The sequence below is a fragment of the Escherichia sp. MOD1-EC4550 genome, from assembly GCF_963876935.1.
GTDB lineage: Bacteria > Pseudomonadota > Gammaproteobacteria > Enterobacterales > Enterobacteriaceae > Escherichia > Escherichia coli_F.
In genome coordinates, this window is record NZ_CAWNSE010000053.1 from 1 (window position 1) to 20993 (window position 20993).

At 50.3% G+C, this 20993-nt stretch carries 19 protein-coding genes; 11 read left to right on the plus strand and 8 right to left on the minus strand.

Annotated features, from left to right (window positions below; genetic code table 11):
• The 3 genes from AACU19_RS22045 to AACU19_RS22055 all read right to left on the minus strand — a co-directional run.
• A partial coding sequence (locus tag AACU19_RS22045; RefSeq protein ID WP_274540811.1) for an ESPR-type extended signal peptide-containing protein occupies positions 1 to 1717 on the minus strand: 1717 nt, incomplete at its 3' end.
• Positions 1718 to 1760: 43 nt separating this feature from the next.
• Positions 1761 to 2444: a DUF3251 domain-containing protein gene (locus AACU19_RS22050; protein ID WP_105278540.1), complete on the minus strand. Its 684-nt coding sequence runs from the start codon at positions 2442 to 2444 to the stop codon at positions 1761 to 1763.
• A 563-nt stretch (positions 2445 to 3007) separates the two neighbouring features.
• On the minus strand, positions 3008 to 3370 hold the full coding sequence (locus AACU19_RS22055) for a YibL family ribosome-associated protein (RefSeq protein WP_000665680.1): 363 nt from the start codon (positions 3368 to 3370) through the stop codon (positions 3008 to 3010).
• Positions 3371 to 3653: 283 nt separating this feature from the next.
• On the opposite strand from AACU19_RS22055, the gene yibT reads away from it, so the two are divergent.
• Entirely contained in the window at positions 3654 to 3863 is a 210-nt protein-coding gene (yibT, locus tag AACU19_RS22060) for a protein YibT (RefSeq protein WP_000517099.1), read from the plus strand.
• A gap of 10 nt (positions 3864 to 3873) precedes the next feature.
• On the opposite strand, the gene mtlR is transcribed toward yibT, so the two are convergent.
• The 3 genes from mtlR to mtlA all read right to left on the minus strand — a co-directional run bounded on the left by mtlR (position 3874) and on the right by mtlA (position 7752).
• The gene (mtlR, locus tag AACU19_RS22065) at positions 3874 to 4461 is read right to left on the minus strand and encodes a mannitol operon repressor MtlR (RefSeq protein WP_105278541.1); all 588 of its coding nucleotides are present in this window, start codon (positions 4459 to 4461) and stop codon (positions 3874 to 3876) included.
• Positions 4461 to 5609, minus strand: coding sequence for a mannitol-1-phosphate 5-dehydrogenase (gene mtlD, locus AACU19_RS22070; protein ID WP_105278542.1), 1149 nt, complete (start codon positions 5607 to 5609; stop codon positions 4461 to 4463). The genes mtlR and mtlD overlap by 1 nt, the downstream gene beginning before the upstream one ends.
• Positions 5610 to 5838: 229 nt before the next feature.
• Positions 5839 to 7752, minus strand: coding sequence for a PTS mannitol transporter subunit IICBA (gene mtlA / locus AACU19_RS22075; RefSeq protein ID WP_039020884.1), 1914 nt, complete (start codon positions 7750 to 7752; stop codon positions 5839 to 5841).
• 536 nt (positions 7753 to 8288) lie between these two features.
• Between mtlA and AACU19_RS22080 the strand changes: the two genes are divergently transcribed.
• The 7 genes from AACU19_RS22080 to aldB all read left to right on the plus strand — a co-directional run bounded on the left by AACU19_RS22080 (position 8289) and on the right by aldB (position 16879).
• Positions 8289 to 8651, plus strand: coding sequence for a DUF3302 domain-containing protein (locus tag AACU19_RS22080; protein ID WP_000479624.1), 363 nt, complete (start codon positions 8289 to 8291; stop codon positions 8649 to 8651).
• A 2-nt stretch (positions 8652 to 8653) separates the two neighbouring features.
• On the plus strand, positions 8654 to 9790 hold the full coding sequence (locus AACU19_RS22085; RefSeq protein ID WP_000364934.1) for an HlyD family secretion protein: 1137 nt from the start codon (positions 8654 to 8656) through the stop codon (positions 9788 to 9790).
• 70 nt (positions 9791 to 9860) lie between these two features.
• A complete protein-coding gene (locus tag AACU19_RS22090; RefSeq protein ID WP_000779790.1) occupies positions 9861 to 10469 on the plus strand; it encodes a glutathione S-transferase in 609 nt (202 codons plus the stop codon).
• A 97-nt stretch (positions 10470 to 10566) separates the two neighbouring features.
• Complete coding sequence (gene selA, locus AACU19_RS22095; RefSeq protein ID WP_000206247.1) at positions 10567 to 11958, plus strand: L-seryl-tRNA(Sec) selenium transferase; 1392 nt, start codon at positions 10567 to 10569, stop codon at positions 11956 to 11958.
• A complete protein-coding gene (selB, locus tag AACU19_RS22100) occupies positions 11955 to 13799 on the plus strand; it encodes a selenocysteine-specific translation elongation factor (protein ID WP_105278543.1) in 1845 nt (614 codons plus the stop codon). The genes selA and selB overlap by 4 nt, the downstream gene beginning before the upstream one ends.
• A 189-nt stretch (positions 13800 to 13988) precedes the next feature.
• Positions 13989 to 15140, plus strand: a complete 1152-nt coding sequence (gene yiaY / locus AACU19_RS22105; protein WP_105278544.1) for an L-threonine dehydrogenase — start codon at positions 13989 to 13991, stop codon at positions 15138 to 15140.
• Between the two features lie 200 nt (positions 15141 to 15340).
• Entirely contained in the window at positions 15341 to 16879 is a 1539-nt protein-coding gene (gene aldB, locus AACU19_RS22110; protein ID WP_000183978.1) for an aldehyde dehydrogenase AldB, read from the plus strand.
• A gap of 249 nt (positions 16880 to 17128) precedes the next feature.
• On the opposite strand, the gene AACU19_RS22115 is transcribed toward aldB, so the two are convergent.
• Positions 17129 to 17443 carry a hypothetical protein gene (locus AACU19_RS22115; protein ID WP_123057642.1) on the minus strand — a complete coding sequence of 105 codons (315 nt, stop codon included), beginning with the start codon at positions 17441 to 17443 and terminating at the stop codon, positions 17129 to 17131.
• A gap of 182 nt (positions 17444 to 17625) precedes the next feature.
• On the opposite strand from AACU19_RS22115, the gene AACU19_RS22120 reads away from it, so the two are divergent.
• Together AACU19_RS22120 and AACU19_RS22125 are read left to right on the plus strand one after the other, a co-directional pair.
• Positions 17626 to 17949: a DUF3302 domain-containing protein gene (locus tag AACU19_RS22120; RefSeq protein WP_000478193.1), complete on the plus strand. Its 324-nt coding sequence runs from the start codon at positions 17626 to 17628 to the stop codon at positions 17947 to 17949.
• A gap of 5 nt (positions 17950 to 17954) precedes the next feature.
• Positions 17955 to 19091: an HlyD family secretion protein gene (locus tag AACU19_RS22125; RefSeq protein ID WP_000364885.1), complete on the plus strand. Its 1137-nt coding sequence runs from the start codon at positions 17955 to 17957 to the stop codon at positions 19089 to 19091.
• Here AACU19_RS22125 and AACU19_RS22130 read toward each other — a convergent pair.
• Positions 19088 to 20062 (minus strand): LysR family transcriptional regulator, encoded by a 975-nt coding sequence (locus AACU19_RS22130; protein WP_000164020.1) that lies wholly within the window; start codon positions 20060 to 20062, stop codon positions 19088 to 19090. The genes AACU19_RS22125 and AACU19_RS22130 overlap by 4 nt on opposite strands.
• Before the next feature lie 123 nt (positions 20063 to 20185).
• On the opposite strand from AACU19_RS22130, the gene AACU19_RS22135 reads away from it, so the two are divergent.
• The gene (locus AACU19_RS22135; RefSeq protein WP_105278546.1) at positions 20186 to 20926 is read left to right on the plus strand and encodes a MipA/OmpV family protein; all 741 of its coding nucleotides are present in this window, start codon (positions 20186 to 20188) and stop codon (positions 20924 to 20926) included.
• Positions 20927 to 20993: the final 67 nt, after the last annotated feature.

Sequence of the window (20993 nt, forward strand, 5' to 3'; positions counted from 1 at the left end):
CGTGAGTGCCGTGTGCAGCGGTGAATGCGCCTGCGGCGTCGTCCCATTTCAGGGCGTCTTCACCGAGGTTAGTCACCGTATCAGTCAGGTTAGTGATATTGGTGGTGTTAGTCGCCACGTTATCGTTAGTGGTTTTCAGCTGAGAACCGTTAACGGCGTCGGTGCTGGTGTCAGAGAGTTCGCCAGCGGTGACATTGGTGATTTTGTTGGTGGCGTTAGTGCCGTGTGCAGCGGTGAATGCGCCTGCGGCATCGTCCCATTTCAGGGCGTCTTCACTAAGGTCAGTCACCGTATCAGTCAGGTTAGTGATATTAGTGGTGTTGCCAGCCACTTCGCTCGTCAGGTTAGTGATATTGGTGGTGTTTGCCGCCACATCGTCCTTGGTCGCTTTCAGCTGAGAACCGTTAACGGCGTCGGTGCTGGTGGCTGAAAGGTCGCCAGCGGTGACGTTAGTGATTTTGCTAGTGGCATCTGTACCATGTGCCGCACTATATCCCTTTTTAAGGGAGTCCCATTGTATCGTATTCGTGTTTAGATCCGCTAAGGCGTCGCCAACATTGCCATAAATACCATTTTTCAGTCTGTAATTTGGGGAAGTCACTACGCCCTGTGAATTGACGGTCGCTCCTCCACCAAGATTATCTGCTACTGACTTACTGATAGCATAAAGCTGTGATCCATTGATGGCATCAGTACTGTTATTGTCGATATCACCTTTTGCCATATTGACAATTTTTCGCTGGGCTGTTGTGTTACCCACGGAGACAGTATCCGCTTCAGTCGCGACAGAACCAGCCCCCAGAGCAATTGAATTTTTACCTTGAGCAGTGGCCTGAGCACCAATTGCAATGCCATTTTCTAAACCGGCATAACTGCCTTGTCCAAGAGCAATGGCATTTGCCCCACCGGTAATACTCCCATTTCCCAGTGCGATTGCATTTACGCCGTCAGCTTTATTACCTTGACCGATGGCAATGGCGCCCGCAGCGATTGCCTGGCTTTGATTACCCAGAGCAATCGTGTTATCGATATTAGCAATACTCCCGTAGCCCAACGCGATACTGTTAAGCCCATTTGCCTCCGCTTTAGTACCCACTGCCGTCGCATTTTCAGCGGCTTCGGTCTCAGCGCCAATCGCAACCGCGTTAGCGGCGCTGGCGACGGATAGTCTCCCGAATGCAAGGGCATTCGCAGCACTTGCTACCGTATCCTTGCCCAACGCCATGGCGCCTTCACCGCTAGCTTGAGCAGAGTTCCCCAGGGCAACGGTAAAATCGCTGGTGGCTTTAGCTGCACTGCCGATTGCGATAGCTCGGCTACCCGTTGATACCGTTGATTGCCCTAAGCCAACCGATCTTTCTCCTGATGAGTTACTTGAGAAGCCAATTGCAGTACTGCCCACCCCGGCGGTCGAACCTATCCCTACCGCAACACTTCCTGTATTCGCTGTTCCTGAACCCTTTGGCTCTGATGATGCGACAGCACCTTTACCAATGGCAATCCAGTCATTACTGAGTGGCGTTGCCTCTGCGCTTTTGCCACCGTCAAGTGAAACCGAAGCATTGGCCCCAACTGGTGAGAGTAACCCTCCCGCAACCAGCGCAGAAATTAACAGCTTACTGCGTCCGGACTTCTTTCCGCGGCTCTTGGCCGTTTCACTGGCAACGCTATAGCTGCCCGTCGCCGGATTCCAGATAACTTTAAATATTTTGTTCATTATTGATGCTCTCTATTCCTTGATATAAGCGCAGAAGCTGCATTTATTTTTTGTTTTTTCGCTGCCGATTTTCAGCAGGTTGAACAGTATCGAACTGAATATTGGCCATATTGATGGATAATTTCAGATACTTCAGGTTATTAGGTGAAACGCCTTTCAATGTCAGATTAATGTCTTGCCATTGACCAGGCATTAATTGCAGGGTGGAGTTCATGGTGGTGTTGAACAGTAATTGCTGCCATTTTGCCAGCGCTTTGGCATCGGTGGGTCTTTCATTGCCCCATGTAGCTTGAAAGCCAATATTTGATACGGGAACGCTTAATAGGTTGACCAGCGAAATACGAATAACGCTGCCATTTTCAACCGCATCAATAGCCAGCACCCGGCCAGCCAAACCAACCGAGCCATTGTTTAAAATGAAGTATTTTGTTTGTGCTGGGTTAAATTCGGTGAAGACAAATTCGTCCTGTTTGTCTTTAACCGCCTTTACTACACCTGCCAGCACTTTAGTGGTGTTTGCAATATTAATTTGTTGATTTTCAATAAATTCTATCTTTCTTTTATATTGTTCTTGTTGTTTTTCAAGAATCTCTATTTTACTTTTTTGCAATTCTTGCTGTTTGGCGAGATCGTCGATCAGATTCGCTTTCTCAATATAGTCACACCCAGTCAATACCCAGAGTGGCAATGTTATAAACATGCTTAATAGTGCTTTTTTGATGCTCATAGGGTGAATTCCTTTTCATGATCCCGATACGTTAACTGTTACGGCGTAATCATCCTTTTTATGAATGATTCGAGTGGAAAATATACGTTATATAAATTTATAAGAGACTTTTTCTATTAATTGTTGTATTAATTGGTAGTGCGAATATGACATTAAATGTCAGACAATTTCAGATTGTAGCCAATAATATTAATCGCGCGGATTTTAATGATCGGTGTCAATCAATGTCAAATGTTTCACCGGATGAAAACACCGACCAGGAGAAATGTTAATATTCAGCATGGTGATGTTTTCTTGGGAAGTGTGTGATGCTGAGCGATTAATATAAATAATTAATGCCTGTTACAGGCATTAATATGTATTAATTCATTGTTATCGCTTATATATCACTTTTTTATTCCATACCATAATTTCAGAATTTAGCCTGTAATATGCGCTTCAAAGAGCCGGTGAGATGGAAGCAATAGTGATAAGAATGTTAAAGATATCCGATATCTGGTATCAGGCTCCTGCATGTGCCAGCAGGAGCGAGTAAATCGTGAGAGGCTAGGCGAGATAGAAGCTTAAAATGCGGTCTTAGAGAATCCGGTCATCTCTTGCAGGCCCATTTCGCGGCCCAGCGCGGTCATCGGATGCACAACTACCAGTCCGCGAACACTTTTCTTCAGCTTGCCCATATCAGCCTGCTCTTTTTTAGTAATCGCGCGCTGGAAGGGCATTTTCATCAGTTTTTGCGCTTCTTTACTGAGTTTCTGGCTGTGAACTTCACGCAGGCGAGCAATTTCGGCTTCCAGCGTGGCTTTTTCTTTTTCCAGTTCGGCATATTTATCTGCGGCTTCAACCAGTGACAGGTCAGCCTGCTGATGGCGGATAGCGTCCAGGCGATCGCTGAGACGTTTGATTTCGTTTTTTTCGACTTCTTTCATGTGATGACTTCTGATAGAGATAAATTTATAGCCTCTAGTATGCGCGACCAGGTGCTTTGTTCACAACAGATGGCATTGTAATAGTTCCAGATTGTAACCATTAATGTGTTTGAAAATCACCCAATCTATTGATTAGTTAGGAAATTTAAAGAAAAAAGATAGACAACAGAAGAGGATCATTATTGAGGATTGAGCACGTTTTCCTTAATGTCATTTATACCGGGATCTAAACTAAAATTGGCGGCCGCGCATTCCCGACGCGGGGTAATACGGAGATATCATCATGGGCAAATTAGGTGAAAACGTTCCGCTTCTTATCGATAAAGCTGTAGATTTCATGGCATCGAGCCAGGCGTTCCGGGAGTATCTGAAAAAACTTCCTCCCCGCAATGCGATTCCGTCCGGAATACCTGATGAAAGCGTGCCGTTATATCTACAACGTCTGGAGTATTATCGTCGGCTTTATCGGCCGAAACAGGTAGAGGAGAAGTAAGCGAAAGTACTTACTTTTGAAAGGCTTTTTTTAAGCTGATTTTGGAAATCAGCTCTGTCAGTGAAAGGACCATTGTTGATCGCACAGCCTGTTGGTAACGCTGAATTTGCATTGCATACAAACTGGAGTCTGCGGGTTCAAACTGTGGCGGCGGTGGTAACGCCGCCACACAGTGCAGCTCACCAAAGGGGCCAAGAATTTCGTCGTCGGTAAAGGCGTACTCATTGCCGTCGTGATTTAGTTCTTCACGCAATGCCATCAGCAGTTCCGCATCTTCGTATTCATGGCGGTTAATGACACCCAACCCGTAAATGAGTTTTAAACGCACAGAAAGATCGCCCAGCGGGCCATCGCCGTCGAGTAACGGTTCTACAGCATACTTCACCGCGTAATCGTCTTTGCGGAATACCTGAAGCACCAGAAGATTTACCGCCTCGGTCAAAAGCTCGACGGCGGTAATCAGAAAGCTTCGCACGGTTTTGCCAGCATTCAGACGCTCAAGCACACGGTTTTCAAAGGCCTGGGTTTGTTCCATTGTTGCCTGCATATCTGACAATCTGTTATTCGGGCGCAGGGATTCCTGCGCCTGGTCCACCATTATTGCATTGCTTTATAAGCGGTTACCGCCTCGGATACAACCTCGCTGTTAGCATCAAGGCCAGAAATCTGCGCCAGTGCGGCTTGCGGGCCTTTGTCAGCAATCAGTGCTGCCAGTTCCTGAGCCTGCGGATCATCTTCACTGCGGAAGTGCATTGCAGCGGCAATACCTTCAATCAGGTTTTTATGTGGCAGACCATATTCCAGCGTTCCGAGCAGTGGCTTGATCAGACGGTCGCCAGCACTCAGTTTACGCAGCGGCTGACGGCCTACGCGCTCTACATCGTCTTTCAGATACGGGTTTTCAAAACGACCAAGGATTTTCTGGATGTATGCCGCATGTTTGTCAGCATCAAAGCCGTAGCGCTTGATCAGTACTGCGCCACTTTCTTCCATCGCCCCTTTTACTACCGCGCGGATTTTCGCGTCGAGAATTGCGTCACGAATGGTCTGATGACCTGCCAGTTTTCCGAGGTACGCGGTTATAGCATGACCTGTATTCAGGGTGAAGAGTTTACGCTCAACAAATGCCATCAGGTTGTCGGTTAACTCCATGCCTGGGATGTTCGGCAGTGCACCTTTGAACTGAGTTTTATCGACAATCCATTCGCTGAAGGTTTCGACTGTCACTTCCAGCGGATCGTTCGTTGCCGAAGCGGAAGGCGGTACGATGCGGTCAACGGCAGAGTCCACAAAGCCAACATGTTCTTCGACCCACGCTTTGGCCTCTTCAGGAAGAGCGTTCATCACATGGCCTTTCAGTTGCGTGGTGCCGCGTACCATGTTTTCACAGGCGATAATGTTCAGTGGGGATTCATTACCTTGTTCTTTACGTTTCACCAGCCCTTTGGCGATTGCCGGAGCAATACGTTCCAGCACAACCGGGCCCACGGCGGTGGTGACTAAATCAACCTGAGCAATCAGATCAACGACATCATCACCAATGCTGCTGACGGCATTAACACCGGAAACGGTATCTACCTGCTCGGTTTCACCGACTACATGAACCTGATAGCTATGACGGGCATTCAGGGCATCAAGTACCACCTGATTGACATCGGCAAACGTCAGTTGGATACCTGCGTCTGCCAGCAGTTTACCGATAAAGCCACGACCGATATTACCTGCGCCAAAATGTAATGCTTTCATAGTATTAACCTTCATCAATGTTTTTACCCGAGAGGGCTGGGGTGAGGCTTTTCCCTCACCCAAACCCTCTCCATGTGGAGAGGAGCCGCGCCGGATGCGGCGCAAACGCCTTATCCGGCCTACAAGAACGTGCAAATTCAACAAATTGTGCTTTGTTTTGTAGGCCTGATAAGCGTAGCGCATCAGGCAATTAGCCCCACCGTCTCCATGTGGAGAGAGTGGGGTTGGATTACTTACGACCTGCCAGCAGTTCCAGTACTTCATCTACGCTGGTGGTGTGCGCCAGACGCTCGATGACGGACTCATCATCCAGTGCGTTGGTCAGGCTGGTGATAACCTGAATGTGCTCGTTGTTACGGGCAGCAATACCAATCACCAGACGGGCAATGTCATCTTCTTCTTCACCGAAGCGCACGCCTTCCGGGTACTGGCAGAACACCACGCCCGTTTTCAGTACGCGATCTTTCGCTTCAACCGTACCGTGCGGTACCGCGATAGACTCACCCAGATAAGTCGGGGTCAGTTTTTCACGATCCAGCATCGCCTGAACGTATTCCGGCTCAACGTAACCGCCTTTCACCAGCTGCTCGCCAGCAAAACGAATCGCTTCTTCTTTGGTGGCCGCTTTGCGACCGAGGAAGATGTTCTCCGCGCCTAGCTTGAACAGATTAGCACTGGAATCGTCAAAGCTGTCTTTCAGGCTGTCTTTTACTTTCTCTTCGTTTGCAGTGTGGCGCTGGGCAGCAACCAGACGTTCGGTCAGGCTGGTGTACAGGCCACTGTCGAGGAAGTTGGTCAGCGAAATATGCTGTGCCTGCGGAACCTGACGCATAGCGCGTTCGGTCAGGTCACGGTGAGTGATGACGAGGTCCACATCTGGCGGCAGGTTGTTGATCGCGCTGTTAGTAACAGAAATCTGCGACAGACCTGCATCCTGAATTTTCTTACGCAGCACACCTGCGCCCATCGCACTGGAACCCATACCGGCATCACAGGCAACGATGATTTTACGGACGTGGCTCAGGTCGTTAGTCACATCGCCCGCAGACAGCGGAGACGCACCTTTAGACTCAGCTTTCATGTCCTGCATACGACGCGTTGCTGCTTCAATATCATCTTCATCTTTCACTTTGCTGGTTTTCAGCAGAATGGCAGAGACAACGAAGGAGACTGCCATAGCCGCACACACACCCGCGATGTTAGCGAAGTAAGCACCTTTTGGTGTCATTGCCAGTACAGCAAGGATAGAACCCGGAGATGCCGGAGAAACCAGACCACCGCCCAGGATAGTCAGCGTGAACACGCCAGTCATACCGCCGAGGATAACGGCCAGAATCAGACGCGGATTCATCAGCACATACGGGAAGTAGATTTCGTGGATACCGCCCAGGAAGTGGATGATTGCCGCACCGCCCGCAGACTGTTTAGCGCTACCACGACCAAAGAACATGTACGCCAGCAGCACGCCCATACCCGGACCTGGGTTAGCTTCAATCAGGAAGAAGATGGATTTACCCAGTTCATGGGACTGCTGAATACCCAGCGGCGAGAAGATACCGTGGTTAATGGCGTTGTTGAGGAACAGGATTTTCGCCGGTTCAACAAAGATAGACGCCAGCGGCAGCATGTCATGGACAACCATGAAGTTAACGCCCGCAGCCAGCATTTTGGACAGGGCTTCAACAATCGGGCCAATGCCGAGGAACGCCAGAATAGCGAGGATCATCCCGATGATGCCTGCGGAGAAGTTATTCACCAGCATCTCAAAACCGGATTTGATCTTACCGTCTACCCAGCGGTCGAAGTGCTTAATGCACCAGCCGCCCAGCGGACCTGCAATCATAGAACCGAGGAACATCGGCATATCTGCGCCGACGATAACGCCCATTGTAGTGATGGCACCGACTACGCCGCCACGTTCGCCGCCTACCAGCTTACCACCGGTATAACCGATCAGCAGTGGCAGGAGATAAGTGATCATCGGCCCGACCAGCTTCGCCAGCGTTTCGTTCGGTAACCACCCTGTTGGAATAAATAACGCGGTGATGATACCCCACGCGATAAACGCGCCGATATTTGGCATCACCATGTTGCTGAGGAAACGACCAAAGCTTTGCACTTTGATCTTAATATCGGATGACATAAAAACACCCCTTCTTATGTTTGCTGTCGCGCAGGCTGGAAGCCCGAGGTTTTTTGTTAATGTGGCGGCAGAGGTAGCCGGACCTTGTTGATAGTGCGAAATCTGGCACTGAATCGGTTAACTGTCCAGTCGACGGCTTTTTGTGTGATATGAATCACATAAATATAGGGGGTAGAGAGGTAATTGACGTGATGTGCATCACAAAATACTTGTGTAAAAAAGCAACAAGACGGCGATTTTCGCTAAAAATGGCATTTAAATGTGAGTAATGTCACATTTTTGTTTTGTTAGTTTGTTGAATCTTTGTGATCTGAATCACAAGATATTTTCTTACGGCGTTCACCTGATGTGATCTGCAGCATGTTATGCCTTCGTCATAAAATCGTTATGTAACTAAGCAACTCATCACCTCTAAAAATTATTCTTTGGTGTTATGGCGAGAATCGCGAACCCGAATTATTGTCAAAATATCAGCCTGACTCCCTTCTGGCTGCCAGCCAAAAAACAACACCGATAAACGTGAATCCGAGGCAGATATGTTTCTAAACTATTTCGCGTTGGGAGTGCTGATCTTCGTCTTTCTGGTGATTTTTTATGGAATCATCGCGATACATGACATCCCTTATCTGATTGCCAAAAAGCGCAATCACCCCCATGCCGACGCTATTCATACGGCGGGCTGGGTGAGCCTGTTTACTCTGCATGTTATCTGGCCGTTCCTGTGGATCTGGGCGACGCTCTATCAACCGGAGCGTGGCTGGGGTATGCAGTCACATGTTGCGTCGCAGGAGAAAGCGACTGACCCGGAAATCGCCGCACTTTCTGACCGAATTTCCCGGCTGGAGCATCAACTCGCCGCCGAGAAAAAGACTGACTATTCCACGTTCCCGGAGATCTAAATATGGATCTATTGATTGTTTTAACTTACGTGGCGCTGGCATGGGCGGTCTTTAAAATCTTCCGTATTCCGGTGAATCAGTGGACGCTGGCGACGGCGGCGCTGGGAGGCGTTTTTCTGGTAAGCGGTTTGATTTTGTTGATGAACTACAACCACCCTTACACTTTTACCGCACAGAAAGCGGTGATTGCTATTCCCATCACGCCACAGGTGACGGGGATCGTGACTGAAGTCACTGACAAGAATAATCAGCTTATTCAGAAGGGCGAGGTGCTTTTTAAGCTCGACCCGGTACGTTATCAGGCGCGAGTCGACAGACTTCAGGCTGACCTGATGACGGCGACGCATAATATAAAGACACTGCGCGCGCAGCTCACTGAAGCGCAAGCCAATACCACCCAGGTTTCAGCGGAGCGTGACCGCTTGTTTAAAAATTATCAACGTTACCTGAAAGGCAGCCAGGCGGCGGTAAATCCGTTCTCAGAACGTGATATCGACGATGCGCGGCAGAATTTTCTCGCGCAGGATGCGCTGGTGAAAGGTTCGGTGGCGGAACAGGCGCAAATCCAGAGCCAGCTCGACAGTATGGTTAACGGCGAGCAGTCGCAGATTGTGAGCTTAAGAGCGCAACTTACTGAAGCAAAATATAACCTTGAGCAGACTGTCATTCGCGCACCAAGCAATGGCTACGTCACTCAGGTACTGATCCGCCCAGGCACATACGCAGCTGCCTTGCCGCTACGTCCGGTGATGGTTTTCATCCCTGAGCAAAAACGGCAAATTGTCGCCCAATTTCGGCAAAACTCGCTGTTACGTCTGAAACCCGGCGATGATGCGGAAGTGGTGTTTAACGCGCTACCTGGGCAGGTATTCCACGGCAAACTGACCAGCATCTTGCCGGTGGTGCCTGGTGGTTCGTATCAGGCGCAGGGGGTACTGCAATCATTAACCGTTGTACCCGGCACGGACGGTGTGCTGGGAACCATCGAACTGGACCCTAACGCTGATATTGATGCCTTACCTGACGGTATCTACGCCCAAGTGGCGGTTTACTCTGACCATTTCAGCCATGTTTCGGTGATGCGGAAGGTACTGCTAAGAATGACCAGTTGGATGCATTATCTTTATTTGGATCATTGAGACTTATATCACCTGTGTTTTGCGTGAGCCTGAGCCATACTGATATTTTTCCTCGCACAAAGGACTCGGCATGAAACTCGTCGGTAGCTACACCAGCCCGTTTGTACGCAAACTTTCTATTCTGTTGTTAGAAAAGGGCATAACTTTCGAATTTATTAATGAACTGCCCTATAACGCGGACAACGGCGTGGCGCAATTTAACCCGTTAGGGAAAGTGCCGGTGCTGGTGACTGAAGAGGGCGAATGTTGGTTTGATTCGCCGATCATCGCTGAATATATTGAATTAATGAATGTCGCTCCGGCGATGTTGCCGCGCGATCCGCTGGAGTCGTTGCGGGTGCGCAAAATTGAGGCGCTGGCGGATGGCATTATGGATGCCGGGCTGGTATCGGTGCGTGAACAGGCTCGTCCGGCGGCGCAGCAGTCTGAAGATGAATTGTTACGCCAGCGGGAGAAAATCAACCGCAGCCTGGATGTGCTGGAAGGATATCTGGTCGATGGCACGCTCAAAACCGATATGGTCAACCTGGCGACTATCGCCATTGCCTGCGCCGTTGGATATCTCAATTTCCGCCGCGTTGCGCCAGGCTGGTGTGTCGACCGCCCACACTTAGTCAAACTGGTCGAAAACCTGTTTAGCCGCGAAAGCTTTGCTCGCACCGAACCGCCAAAGGCTTGATGCGCGATATGTCCTCCTGACCCATCTCACGTTACAATCCGTGGTTATGTTAAACGCCCTTCTCCGTGTGAGAGGGCCTTGATCAACCAGGTTTCCTATGACAACCGAAACGCGTTCCCTCTATAGTCAACTTCCGGCTATTGATCGCTTATTGCGCGATAGCTCTTTCCTTTCTTTGCGTGATACCTATGGTCACACCCGCGTGGTGGAGTTGCTGCGTCAGATGCTTGACGAAGCGCGAGAAGTGATTCGTGACAGCCAGACGCTACCCGCGTGGTGTGAAAACTGGGCGCAAGAAGTTGATGCCCGGTTGACGAAAGAGGCGCAAAGCGCGCTGCGTCCGGTGATCAACCTGACGGGAACCGTGCTGCATACCAACCTTGGGCGAGCTTTACAGGCGGAAGCCGCGGTGGAGGCTGTTGCGCAGGCTATGCGTTCGCCAGTAACCCTCGAATACGATCTGGATGACGCCGGACGCGGACATCGCGATCGGGCGCTGGCGCAGCTGCTGTGCCGTATTACGGGGGCGGAAGATGCCTGTATCGTTAATAACAATGCGGCGGCGGTCTTGTTGATGTTGGCGGCCACTGCCAGTGGGAAAGAGGTGGTGGTATCTCGCGGCGAACTGGTGGAGATTGGCGGCGCGTTTCGTATTCCCGATGTTATGCGTCAGGCAGGCTGCACCCTACACGAAGTGGGGACCACCAATCGCACGCACGCTAATGATTATCGCCAGGCGGTGAATGAAAATACCGCGCTGTTGATGAAGGTACATACCAGTAACTACAGCATTCAGGGGTTCACCAAAGCGATAGATGAAGCTGAACTGGTGGCGCTCGGCAAAGAGCTGGATGTTCCCGTAGTGACTGACTTAGGCAGCGGCTCGCTGGTCGATCTTAGCCAGTACGGTTTGCCGAAAGAGCCAATGCCGCAGGAGTTGATTGCGGCGGGCGTCAGTCTGGTGAGCTTCTCCGGCGACAAGCTGTTAGGCGGGCCGCAGGCAGGAATTATTGTTGGTAAAAAAGAGATGATCGCCCGCCTGCAAAGCCATCCACTGAAGCGTGCATTACGCGCGGATAAAATGACCCTCGCGGCGCTGGAAGCCACGTTGCGTCTTTATTTACACCCTGAGGCGCTGAGTGAAAAATTACCGACCCTGCGTCTGCTTACCCGCAGCGCAGAGGTCATTCAAATCCAGGCACAACGTTTACAGGCCCCCCTTGCCGCACATTACGGCGCGGAGTTTGCGGTACAGGTTATGCCATGTCTTTCGCAGATTGGCAGTGGTTCGCTGCCGGTTGATCGCCTGCCGAGCGCGGCATTAACGTTTACACCCCATGATGGACGCGGTAGCCACCTTGAGTCATTAGCCGCCCGCTGGCGTGAATTGCCAGTGCCGGTGATTGGTCGTATTTATGACGGACGATTGTGGCTGGATTTACGCTGCCTTGAAGATGAGCAACGGTTTTTGGAGATGTTGTTGAAATGATTATTGCGACTGCCGGACACGTTGACCACGGCAAAACGACCTTATTGCAGGCGATTACTGGCGTAAATGCCGACCGTCTGCCGGAAGAAAAAAAGCGCGGTATGACCATCGATCTCGGCTATGCCTACTGGCCGCAGTCAGATGGTCGTGTTCCGGGTTTTATCGACGTTCCCGGTCATGAAAAGTTTCTTTCCAACATGCTGGCGGGCGTCGGGGGAATCGATCACGCGTTGCTGGTGGTGGCATGTGATGACGGCGTGATGGCACAGACCCGTGAGCATCTGGCGATTTTACAGCTGACCGGTAACCCGATGCTGACCGTGGCGCTGACCAAAGCCGATCGCGTGGACGAAGCGCGTGTTGATGAGGTTGAACGCCAGGTAAAGGAGGTACTGCGGGAATACGGTTTTGCTGAGGCAAAACTGTTTATCACCGCAGCAACCGAAGGTCGGGGAATTGATGCCCTGCGCGAGCATCTGCTTCAGTTACCAGAACGTGAACACGCCAGCCAACATAGTTTCCGCCTCGCGATCGACCGTGCTTTTACCGTAAAAGGTGCCGGGCTGGTCGTCACCGGTACGGCGTTAAGTGGGGAAGTGAAGGTAGGCGATTCACTCTGGCTGACTGGTGTAAATAAACCGATGCGCGTGCGTGCGCTGCATGCGCAAAATCAGCCAACAGAAACCGCCCATGCCGGGCAGCGTATTGCGCTTAACATCGCGGGTGATGCGGAAAAAGAACAGATTAACCGTGGCGATTGGTTGCTTGCCGATGTGCCGCCGGAGCCGTTTACGCGGGTGATAGTCGAGCTTCAAACTCATACACCGTTGACCCAGTGGCAGCCGCTGCATATTCACCACGCCGCCAGCCACGTTACGGGACGCGTTTCGCTGCTGGAAGATAACCTTGCCGAGTTGGTGTTCGACACGCCGCTGTGGCTGGCAGATAACGATCGCTTAGTGCTACGCGATATCTCGGCCCGCAACACGCTGGCGGGGGCGCGCGTGGTGATGCTTAACCCGCCGCGTCGCGGTAAACGTAAGCCGGAATATCTGCAATGGCTGGCGTCTCTTGCACAGGCGCAGAGCGATGCCGATGCGTTAGCTATTCATCTGGAACGCGGAGCGGTTAACCTTGCTGATTTCGCCTGGGCGCGCCAGCTCAACGGCGAAGGGATGCGCGAACTGCTGCAACAGCCTGGCTATATTCAGGCCGGTTACAGCTTGCTGAATGCACCGGTTGCCGCTCGTTGGCAGCGGAAAATTCTCGATACCCTGGCGACTTATCATGAGCAGCATCGCGATGAACCAGGTCCTGGGCGCGAGCGTCTGCGGCGCATGGCGTTGCCAATGGAAGATGAAGCGCTGGTGCTGTTGCTGATTGAAAAGATGCGCGAAAGCGGCGACATCCTCAGTCATCACGGTTGGCTGCATCTGCCGGATCATAAAGCGGGATTCAGCGAAGAGCAGCAGGCCATCTGGCAAAAAGCAGAGCCGCTGTTTGGTGACGAGCCGTGGTGGGTGCGTGACCTGGCAAAAGAGACGGGAACCGACGAGCAGGCAATGCGTTTGACGCTACGCCAGGCGGCCCAACAGGGGATAATCACTGCGATCGTCAAAGATCGTTATTACCGTAACGATCGGATTGTCGAATTTGCCAATATGATCCGCGATCTCGATCAGGAATGTGGTTCAACCTGCGCGGCGGATTTCCGCGATCGCTTAGGTGTAGGCCGAAAGCTGGCAATTCAAATCCTGGAATATTTTGACCGCATTGGCTTTACGCGGCGTCGTGGAAATGATCATTTATTGCGCGACGCATTATTATTTCCCGAAAAATAAGGGAACGATTAATTCATAATAAATATGAATTAATACAAAGTTCTTATTAATGTTAAGGAAGCACGTTATTTGATGAATGTAACGTGCTTTTTATTAAAAATATTTTAATAAACGGTAATGTTGATCATATTTTCAAATGAAAATCCTCAGTAAGCTGCCGGCCCTTTTTTACTCTTTCAGGAGTGTATTATGGCAGCTTCAACCTTTTTTATTCCTTCCGTGAATGTTATCGGCGCTGATTCATTGAATGATGCAATGAATATGATGGCAGATTATGGATTTACCCGTACCTTAATTGTCACCGACAATATGTTAACGAAATTGGGTATGGCGGGTGATGTGCAAAAAACACTGGAAGAACGCAATATTTTTAGCGTTATTTATGATGGCACCCAACCTAACCCCACCACGGAAAACGTCGCTGCAGGTTTGAAATTACTTAAAGAAAATAATTGCGATAGCGTGATTTCCTTAGGCGGTGGTTCTCCACACGACTGCGCAAAAGGTATTGCGCTGGTTGCAGCCAACGGCGGTGACATCCGCGATTATGAAGGCGTTGACCGCTCTGCAAAACCGCAGTTGCCGATGATCGCCATCAACACCACGGCGGGTACGGCATCAGAAATGACCCGTTTTTGCATCATCACCGATGAAGCACGTCACATCAAAATGGCGATTGTGGATAAGCACGTCACTCCGCTGCTTTCTGTCAATGACTCCTCGCTGATGATCGGTATGCCGAAGTCACTGACCGCTGCAACGGGTATGGATGCCTTAACGCACGCTATTGAAGCGTATGTGTCTATTGCCGCCACGCCGATCACCGACGCTTGCGCACTGAAAGCGGTGACTATGATTGCTGAAAACCTGCCCTTAGCCGTTGAAGATGGCAGCAATGAGAAAGCGCGCGAAGCAATGGCTTACGCTCAGTTCCTCGCGGGTATGGCGTTCAACAATGCGTCTCTGGGTTATGTTCATGCGATGGCGCACCAGCTGGGCGGTTTCTACAACCTGCCACACGGTGTATGTAATGCTGTTCTGCTGCCACACGTTCAGGTGTTCAACAGCAAAGTCGCTGCTGCACGTTTGCGTGACTGCGCTGCTGCGATGGGTGTTAACGTGACAGGTAAAAACGACGCGGAAGGTGCAGAAGCCTGCATCAATGCCATCCGTGAACTGGCGAAGAAAGTGAATATCCCGGCAGGCTTGCGTGACCTGAACGTGAAAGAAGAAGATTTCGCGGTACTGGCGACCAATGCCCTGAAAGATGCCTGCGGCTTTACTAACCCGATTCAGGCAACTCACGAAGAAATTGTGGCGATTTATCGCGCCGCAATGTAATCATCATTCCCACAACGGCTGGCGAGTTGTCAGCCGCTTTTTCAACTCTCTCAAAATTTGCGATTTTTGAGAGAGTTTTAGTTATCTCTGTAATCCTTGCCCGTAAATTCGTGATAGCCGTCGTAAAGCTATCACCAGCTGGCGAAGATTTCGCCAGTCACGTCTACCCTTGTTATACCTCACACCGCAAGGAGACGATCATGACCAACAATCCCCCTTCAGCACAGATTAAGCCCGGCGAGTATGGCTTCCCCCTCAAGTTAAAAGCCCGCTATGACAACTTTATTGGCGGCGAATGGGTCGCGCCCGCCGACGGCGAGTATTACCAGAACCTGACGCCGGTGACCGGGCAGCTACTGTGCGAAGTGGCGTCTTCGGGTAAACGAGATATCGATCTGGCGCTGGATGCTGCGCATAAAGTGAAAGATAAATGGGCGCATACTTCGGTGCAGGATCGCGCGGCGATTCTGTTTAAGATTGCCGATCGAATGGAACAAAACCTTGAACTGTTAGCGACGGCTGAAACCTGGGATAACGGCAAACCCATTCGCGAAACCAGTGCTGCTGATGTACCGCTGGCGATTGACCATTTCCGCTATTTCGCCTCGTGTATTCGGGCGCAGGAAGGTGGGATCAGTGAAGTTGATAGCGAAACCGTGGCCTATCATTTCCATGAACCGTTAGGCGTGGTGGGGCAGATTATCCCGTGGAACTTCCCGCTGCTGATGGCGAGCTGGAAAATGGCTCCCGCGCTGGCGGCGGGCAACTGTGTGGTGCTGAAACCCGCACGTCTTACCCCGCTTTCTGTACTGCTGCTAATGGAAATCGTCGGTGATTTACTGCCGCCGGGGGTGGTAAACGTGGTCAACGGCGCAGGTGGGGAAATTGGCGAATATCTGGCGACCTCGAAACGCATCGCCAAAGTGGCGTTTACCGGCTCAACGGAAGTGGGTCAACAAATTATGCAATACGCCACGCAAAACATTATTCCGGTGACGCTGGAGCTGGGCGGCAAATCGCCAAATATCTTCTTTGCTGACGTGATGGATGAAGAAGATGCCTTTTTTGATAAAGCGCTGGAAGGCTTTGCACTGTTTGCCTTTAACCAGGGCGAAGTTTGCACCTGTCCGAGTCGTGCCTTAGTGCAGGAGTCAATCTACGAACGCTTTATGGAACGCGCCATCCGCCGTGTCGAAAGCATTCGCAGCGGTAACCCACTCGACAGCGTGACGCAAATGGGGGCGCAGGTTTCTCACGGGCAATTGGAAACCATCCTCAACTACATTGATATTGGTAAAAAAGAGGGCGCAGACGTGCTCACCGGCGGGCGGCGCAAGCTGCTGGAAGGCGAACTGAAAGACGGTTACTACCTCGAACCGACGATTCTGTTTGGTCAGAACAATATGCGCGTGTTCCAGGAGGAGATTTTTGGCCCGGTGCTGGCGGTAACCACCTTCAAAACGATGGAAGAAGCGCTGGAGCTGGCGAATGACACGCAATATGGTCTGGGGGCTGGTGTCTGGAGCCGCAACGGTAATCTGGCCTATAAGATGGGGCGCGGCATTCAGGCCGGGCGCGTGTGGACCAACTGTTATCACGCTTACCCGGCACATGCGGCGTTTGGTGGCTACAAACAATCAGGCATTGGCCGCGAAACCCACAAAATGATGCTTGAGCATTACCAGCAAACCAAGTGCCTGCTGGTGAGCTACTCAGATAAACCGTTGGGGCTGTTCTGATGTAAGGAGCTGGTCGCATCGGGAGGTCATTGCCTGATGCGACGCTTTCGCGTCTTATCATGCCTGGGGGGGCATATATTTACGCCTGACTCCTGACCGTAGGCCGGATAAGGCATTCACGCCGCATCCGGCATAAACAAAGCGCACGTTGTTACAATTTGCGTTTTAAACCTACGTGCGCAATAACCCAGACTACGCCAACAGAAGTGCGTTTCTGGCGGAAGCTGCCCGGCGTGTATTGCCGGGCGTTTAATCTCGCGTTTCGATGGTGAGCGGGCGGACCAGGCTGTACAGCCACAGACCAAAACAAGCGATGGTGCCAATCACCACGGTGAGGAACACACTGACTGACAGGCCTGCAAGCAATCCCGCAGGCAGGGCCAGCAGGCCGTAGATCACGGTGTCGTTCCATCTCACCTGATCGTAGCCAAACATGCCTAAAACGCCGCAAACCAGACCGTAAATCACCATTGGTGTTCCGAGGCCAATCAGCAATAAACGGTAGATAATTGAAGGTTTAATACGCTTTATCTGTACTGTGGATGTTTTACTGGGGTTATTCATTAGTTTGGTCAATAGTTCCATTATTTCAATATGATAAACCTCGACCTGTTGAAAAGCCAGGTAGCACACTTCAGAAAGTATATAAAAAACAATATGTCGTTATATAAATAAGGAAATTGCACTGCATCATGGCATTTCATAATATGCGTTAATTGTTCTTTTTTATATTCTCTGAGGGAAATATGTTCCTGGACTATTTTGCACTGGGAGTGCTTATTTTTGTATTTCTGGTGATATTCTATGGGATTATTATTTTACATGATATTCCCTACCTGATTGCTAAAAAACGTAATCATCCTCATGCCGACGCCATTCATGTTGCTGGTTGGGTGAGTCTTTTTACGCTGCATGTTATCTGGCCATTTTTGTGGATTTGGGCCACGCTTTACCGCCCGGAGCGGGGATGGGGAATGCAAAACCATGACTCCTCCGTTGTGCAACTACAACAGCGTATTGCCGGGCTGGAGAAACAGCTCGCCGACATCAAATCCTCTTCTGCCGAGTAATACTTATGGATTTACTGATTATTTTGACCTATGTGGCTTTCGCATGGGCAATGTTTAAGATCTTCAAAATTCCTGTAAATAAATGGACCATTCCCACCGCGGCCCTGGGTGGCATATTTATTGTCAGCGGTCTAATTCTGTTAATGAACTATAACCATCCGTATACCTTTAAAGCGCAAAAAGCGGTTATTTCTATTCCTGTTGTCCCGCAGGTGACAGGCGTGGTGATCGAAGTGACGGACAAGAAAAATACGCTGATTAAAAAAGGTGAGGTGCTATTTCGACTGGACCCGACGCGTTATCAGGCGCGGGTGGATCGGCTGATGGCGGATATCGTTACCGCAGAACATAAACAGCGGGCGTTGGGCGCAGAGTTAGATGAGATGGCGGCGAATACTCAGCAGGCAAAGGCCACGCGGGATAAATTCGCTAAAGAGTACCAGCGTTACGCACGCGGCAGCCAGGCGAAAGTAAACCCGTTTTCAGAACGCGATATTGATGTGGCGCGGCAAAATTATCTGGCGCAGGAAGCCTCCGTAAAGTCATCGGCGGCGGAACAAAAACAGATCCAGAGCCAGCTGGATAGCCTGGTGTTGGGTGAACATTCTCAAATCGCCAGCCTGAAAGCGCAGCTCGCGGAAGCAAAATATAACCTTGAGCAGACGATAGTGCGTGCGCCGAGCGATGGTTATGTGACCCAAGTGCTGATTCGTCCGGGTACCTATGCCGCATCGCTGCCGCTACGTCCTGTGATGGTGTTTATACCCGATCAGAAACGACAAATTGTGGCGCAGTTCCGTCAGAACTCCTTGCTGCGACTGGCTCCCGGCGATGATGCGGAAGTGGTGTTTAATGCTCTGCCAGGTAAGGTATTCAGCGGTAAGCTGGCAGCCATTAGTCCAGCTGTTCCCGGCGGAGCTTATCAGTCGACCGGCACCTTACAGACGTTAAACACAGCACCGGGTTCAGATGGCGTTATCGCGACCATTGAACTGGATGAGCACACTGAGTTGAGCGCTTTACCAGACGGTATTTACGCCCAGGTGGCGGTTTATTCTGATCATTTCAGCCATGTCTCGGTGATGCGCAAAGTGCTGTTACGCATGACCAGTTGGGTGCATTACCTTTATCTCGATCATTAATCTTCGCTTTCCGCCGCTTGTTCAGGCCGCAGTTGCTGCGACTGAGCAAGCTGGTGGCGAATTTCACGCAGCATTTCATCCAGCACATACTGGACCCGCCAGGGCTGGTATTCCCGTTTACGGAAGATAGCCACCAGATCCAGCCACCATTCATACGGTTGCTGAAAGCAGGGCACCAGCGTGCCGTCTTGCAGGTCGCTCTGCACACTTTTGTCTGGCGCAAACACAATCCCCAGGTGATTTCGTGCCAGCTCCAGCGCCGATTGCGTGTTGTCGCAAACGTAATTTCCCTTCACGCGATAATCCCGCACCTCTTTACTCCCGGCGACGTTGAAGCGCCAGATATTCGCGTCGTCGATCATCATCGAGTCGATCAAAATACAGGAGTGATGTTCGAGTTCGTCAGGACGGCTAATGGGATGTTTCTCAAGATAGCGCTGACTGGCATAAGCGGTTACGGCATATTGCGTAATAAAACTGGCAACCAGCGATTCATCTTTTGGTGGAGCATAGCTGATTAAAACATCACAATCATCGGGAAATTCGACACCTTCATAAAAGGCATTACGCTCAAGATTGCAGGTTTTTAGCGATAAGGTGATATCACCGATATCTTTAATTTTATCGATAACATGTTTGGATAAATAGGTAATTATGCCGGTTGGGGCGTAGATGGTGACCCGACCACGTTTCTCATGCTTATAATCTGCAATAAAATTATTAAGTTGCTCGTTTCTGTCCAGCATGTCGTTGATGTACGGTAACAGCGCGGTACCAAAAGGTGTGAGCATCAGCTGCCGGGTGGTTCGGTCAAAGACTTTTAAACCTACTTTTGATTCAAAATCAGCAAGATATTTGCTGACGTTGGCCTGTGCGAATCCAAGTACAGTCGCGGCATGGCTGATATTTTCACTGGCAGCGATTACCGAGATAATTTTTAACTCCCGGTACTTAAGTTGTAATTTTGTCATCGCAACAGCCCAATTATATATAATTTTATATATTACTATATAAATATGAATCTTGCACCGGAGAAATTGTAAGCATTATTATGCCGACTCTTTTTTATCTTATTTTAAAATGGAATACCGGACATGTTAATTAACCGCAATATTGTGGCGTTATTTGCGTTACCTTTTATGGCAAGCGCAACTGCTTCTGAATTATCCATTGGTGCTGGTGCAGCTTATAATGAATCGCCTTATCGTGGTTATAATGAAAATACAAAGGCAATTCCGCTGATTAGTTATGAAGGTGATTCATTTTATGTTCGTCAGACCACGTTAGGTTTTATTCTGTCGCAAAGTGAAAAAAATGAACTTAGCCTGACCGCATCCTGGATGCCGCTGGAATTTGACCCTGCAGATAATGACGATCATGCCATGCAACAGCTTGATAAGCGTGATAGTACGGCTATGGCGGGGGTTGCCTGGTATCACCACGAGCGTTGGGGAACCGTGAAAGCCTCTGCGGCTGCGGACGTTCTGGATAACGGCAACGGCTGGGTGGGGGAGCTATCGGTATTTCACAAAATGCAGATAGGTCGCCTGTCGCTGACACCTGCACTGGGCGTTCTCTATTATGACGAGAATTTCAGTGACTATTACTATGGCATTTCAGAGAGTGAGTCCCGTCGTAGCGGTCTGGCAAGTTATTCCGCGCAGGATGCCTGGGTGCCCTATGTCAGCCTGACGGCAAAATACCCGATAGGAGAGCACATCGTATTGATGGCGAGTGCCGGATACAGCGAGCTGCCGGAAGAGATTACCGACAGCCCGATGATTGATCGTAATGAGAGTTTTACCTTTGTCACCGGCGTGAGCTGGCGTTTTTAATTTACCGGTGGATGTCGGTGCGGCTGGCCTACGCTCTCGCACTGACCTTCAGGCTTGATAAGACGCG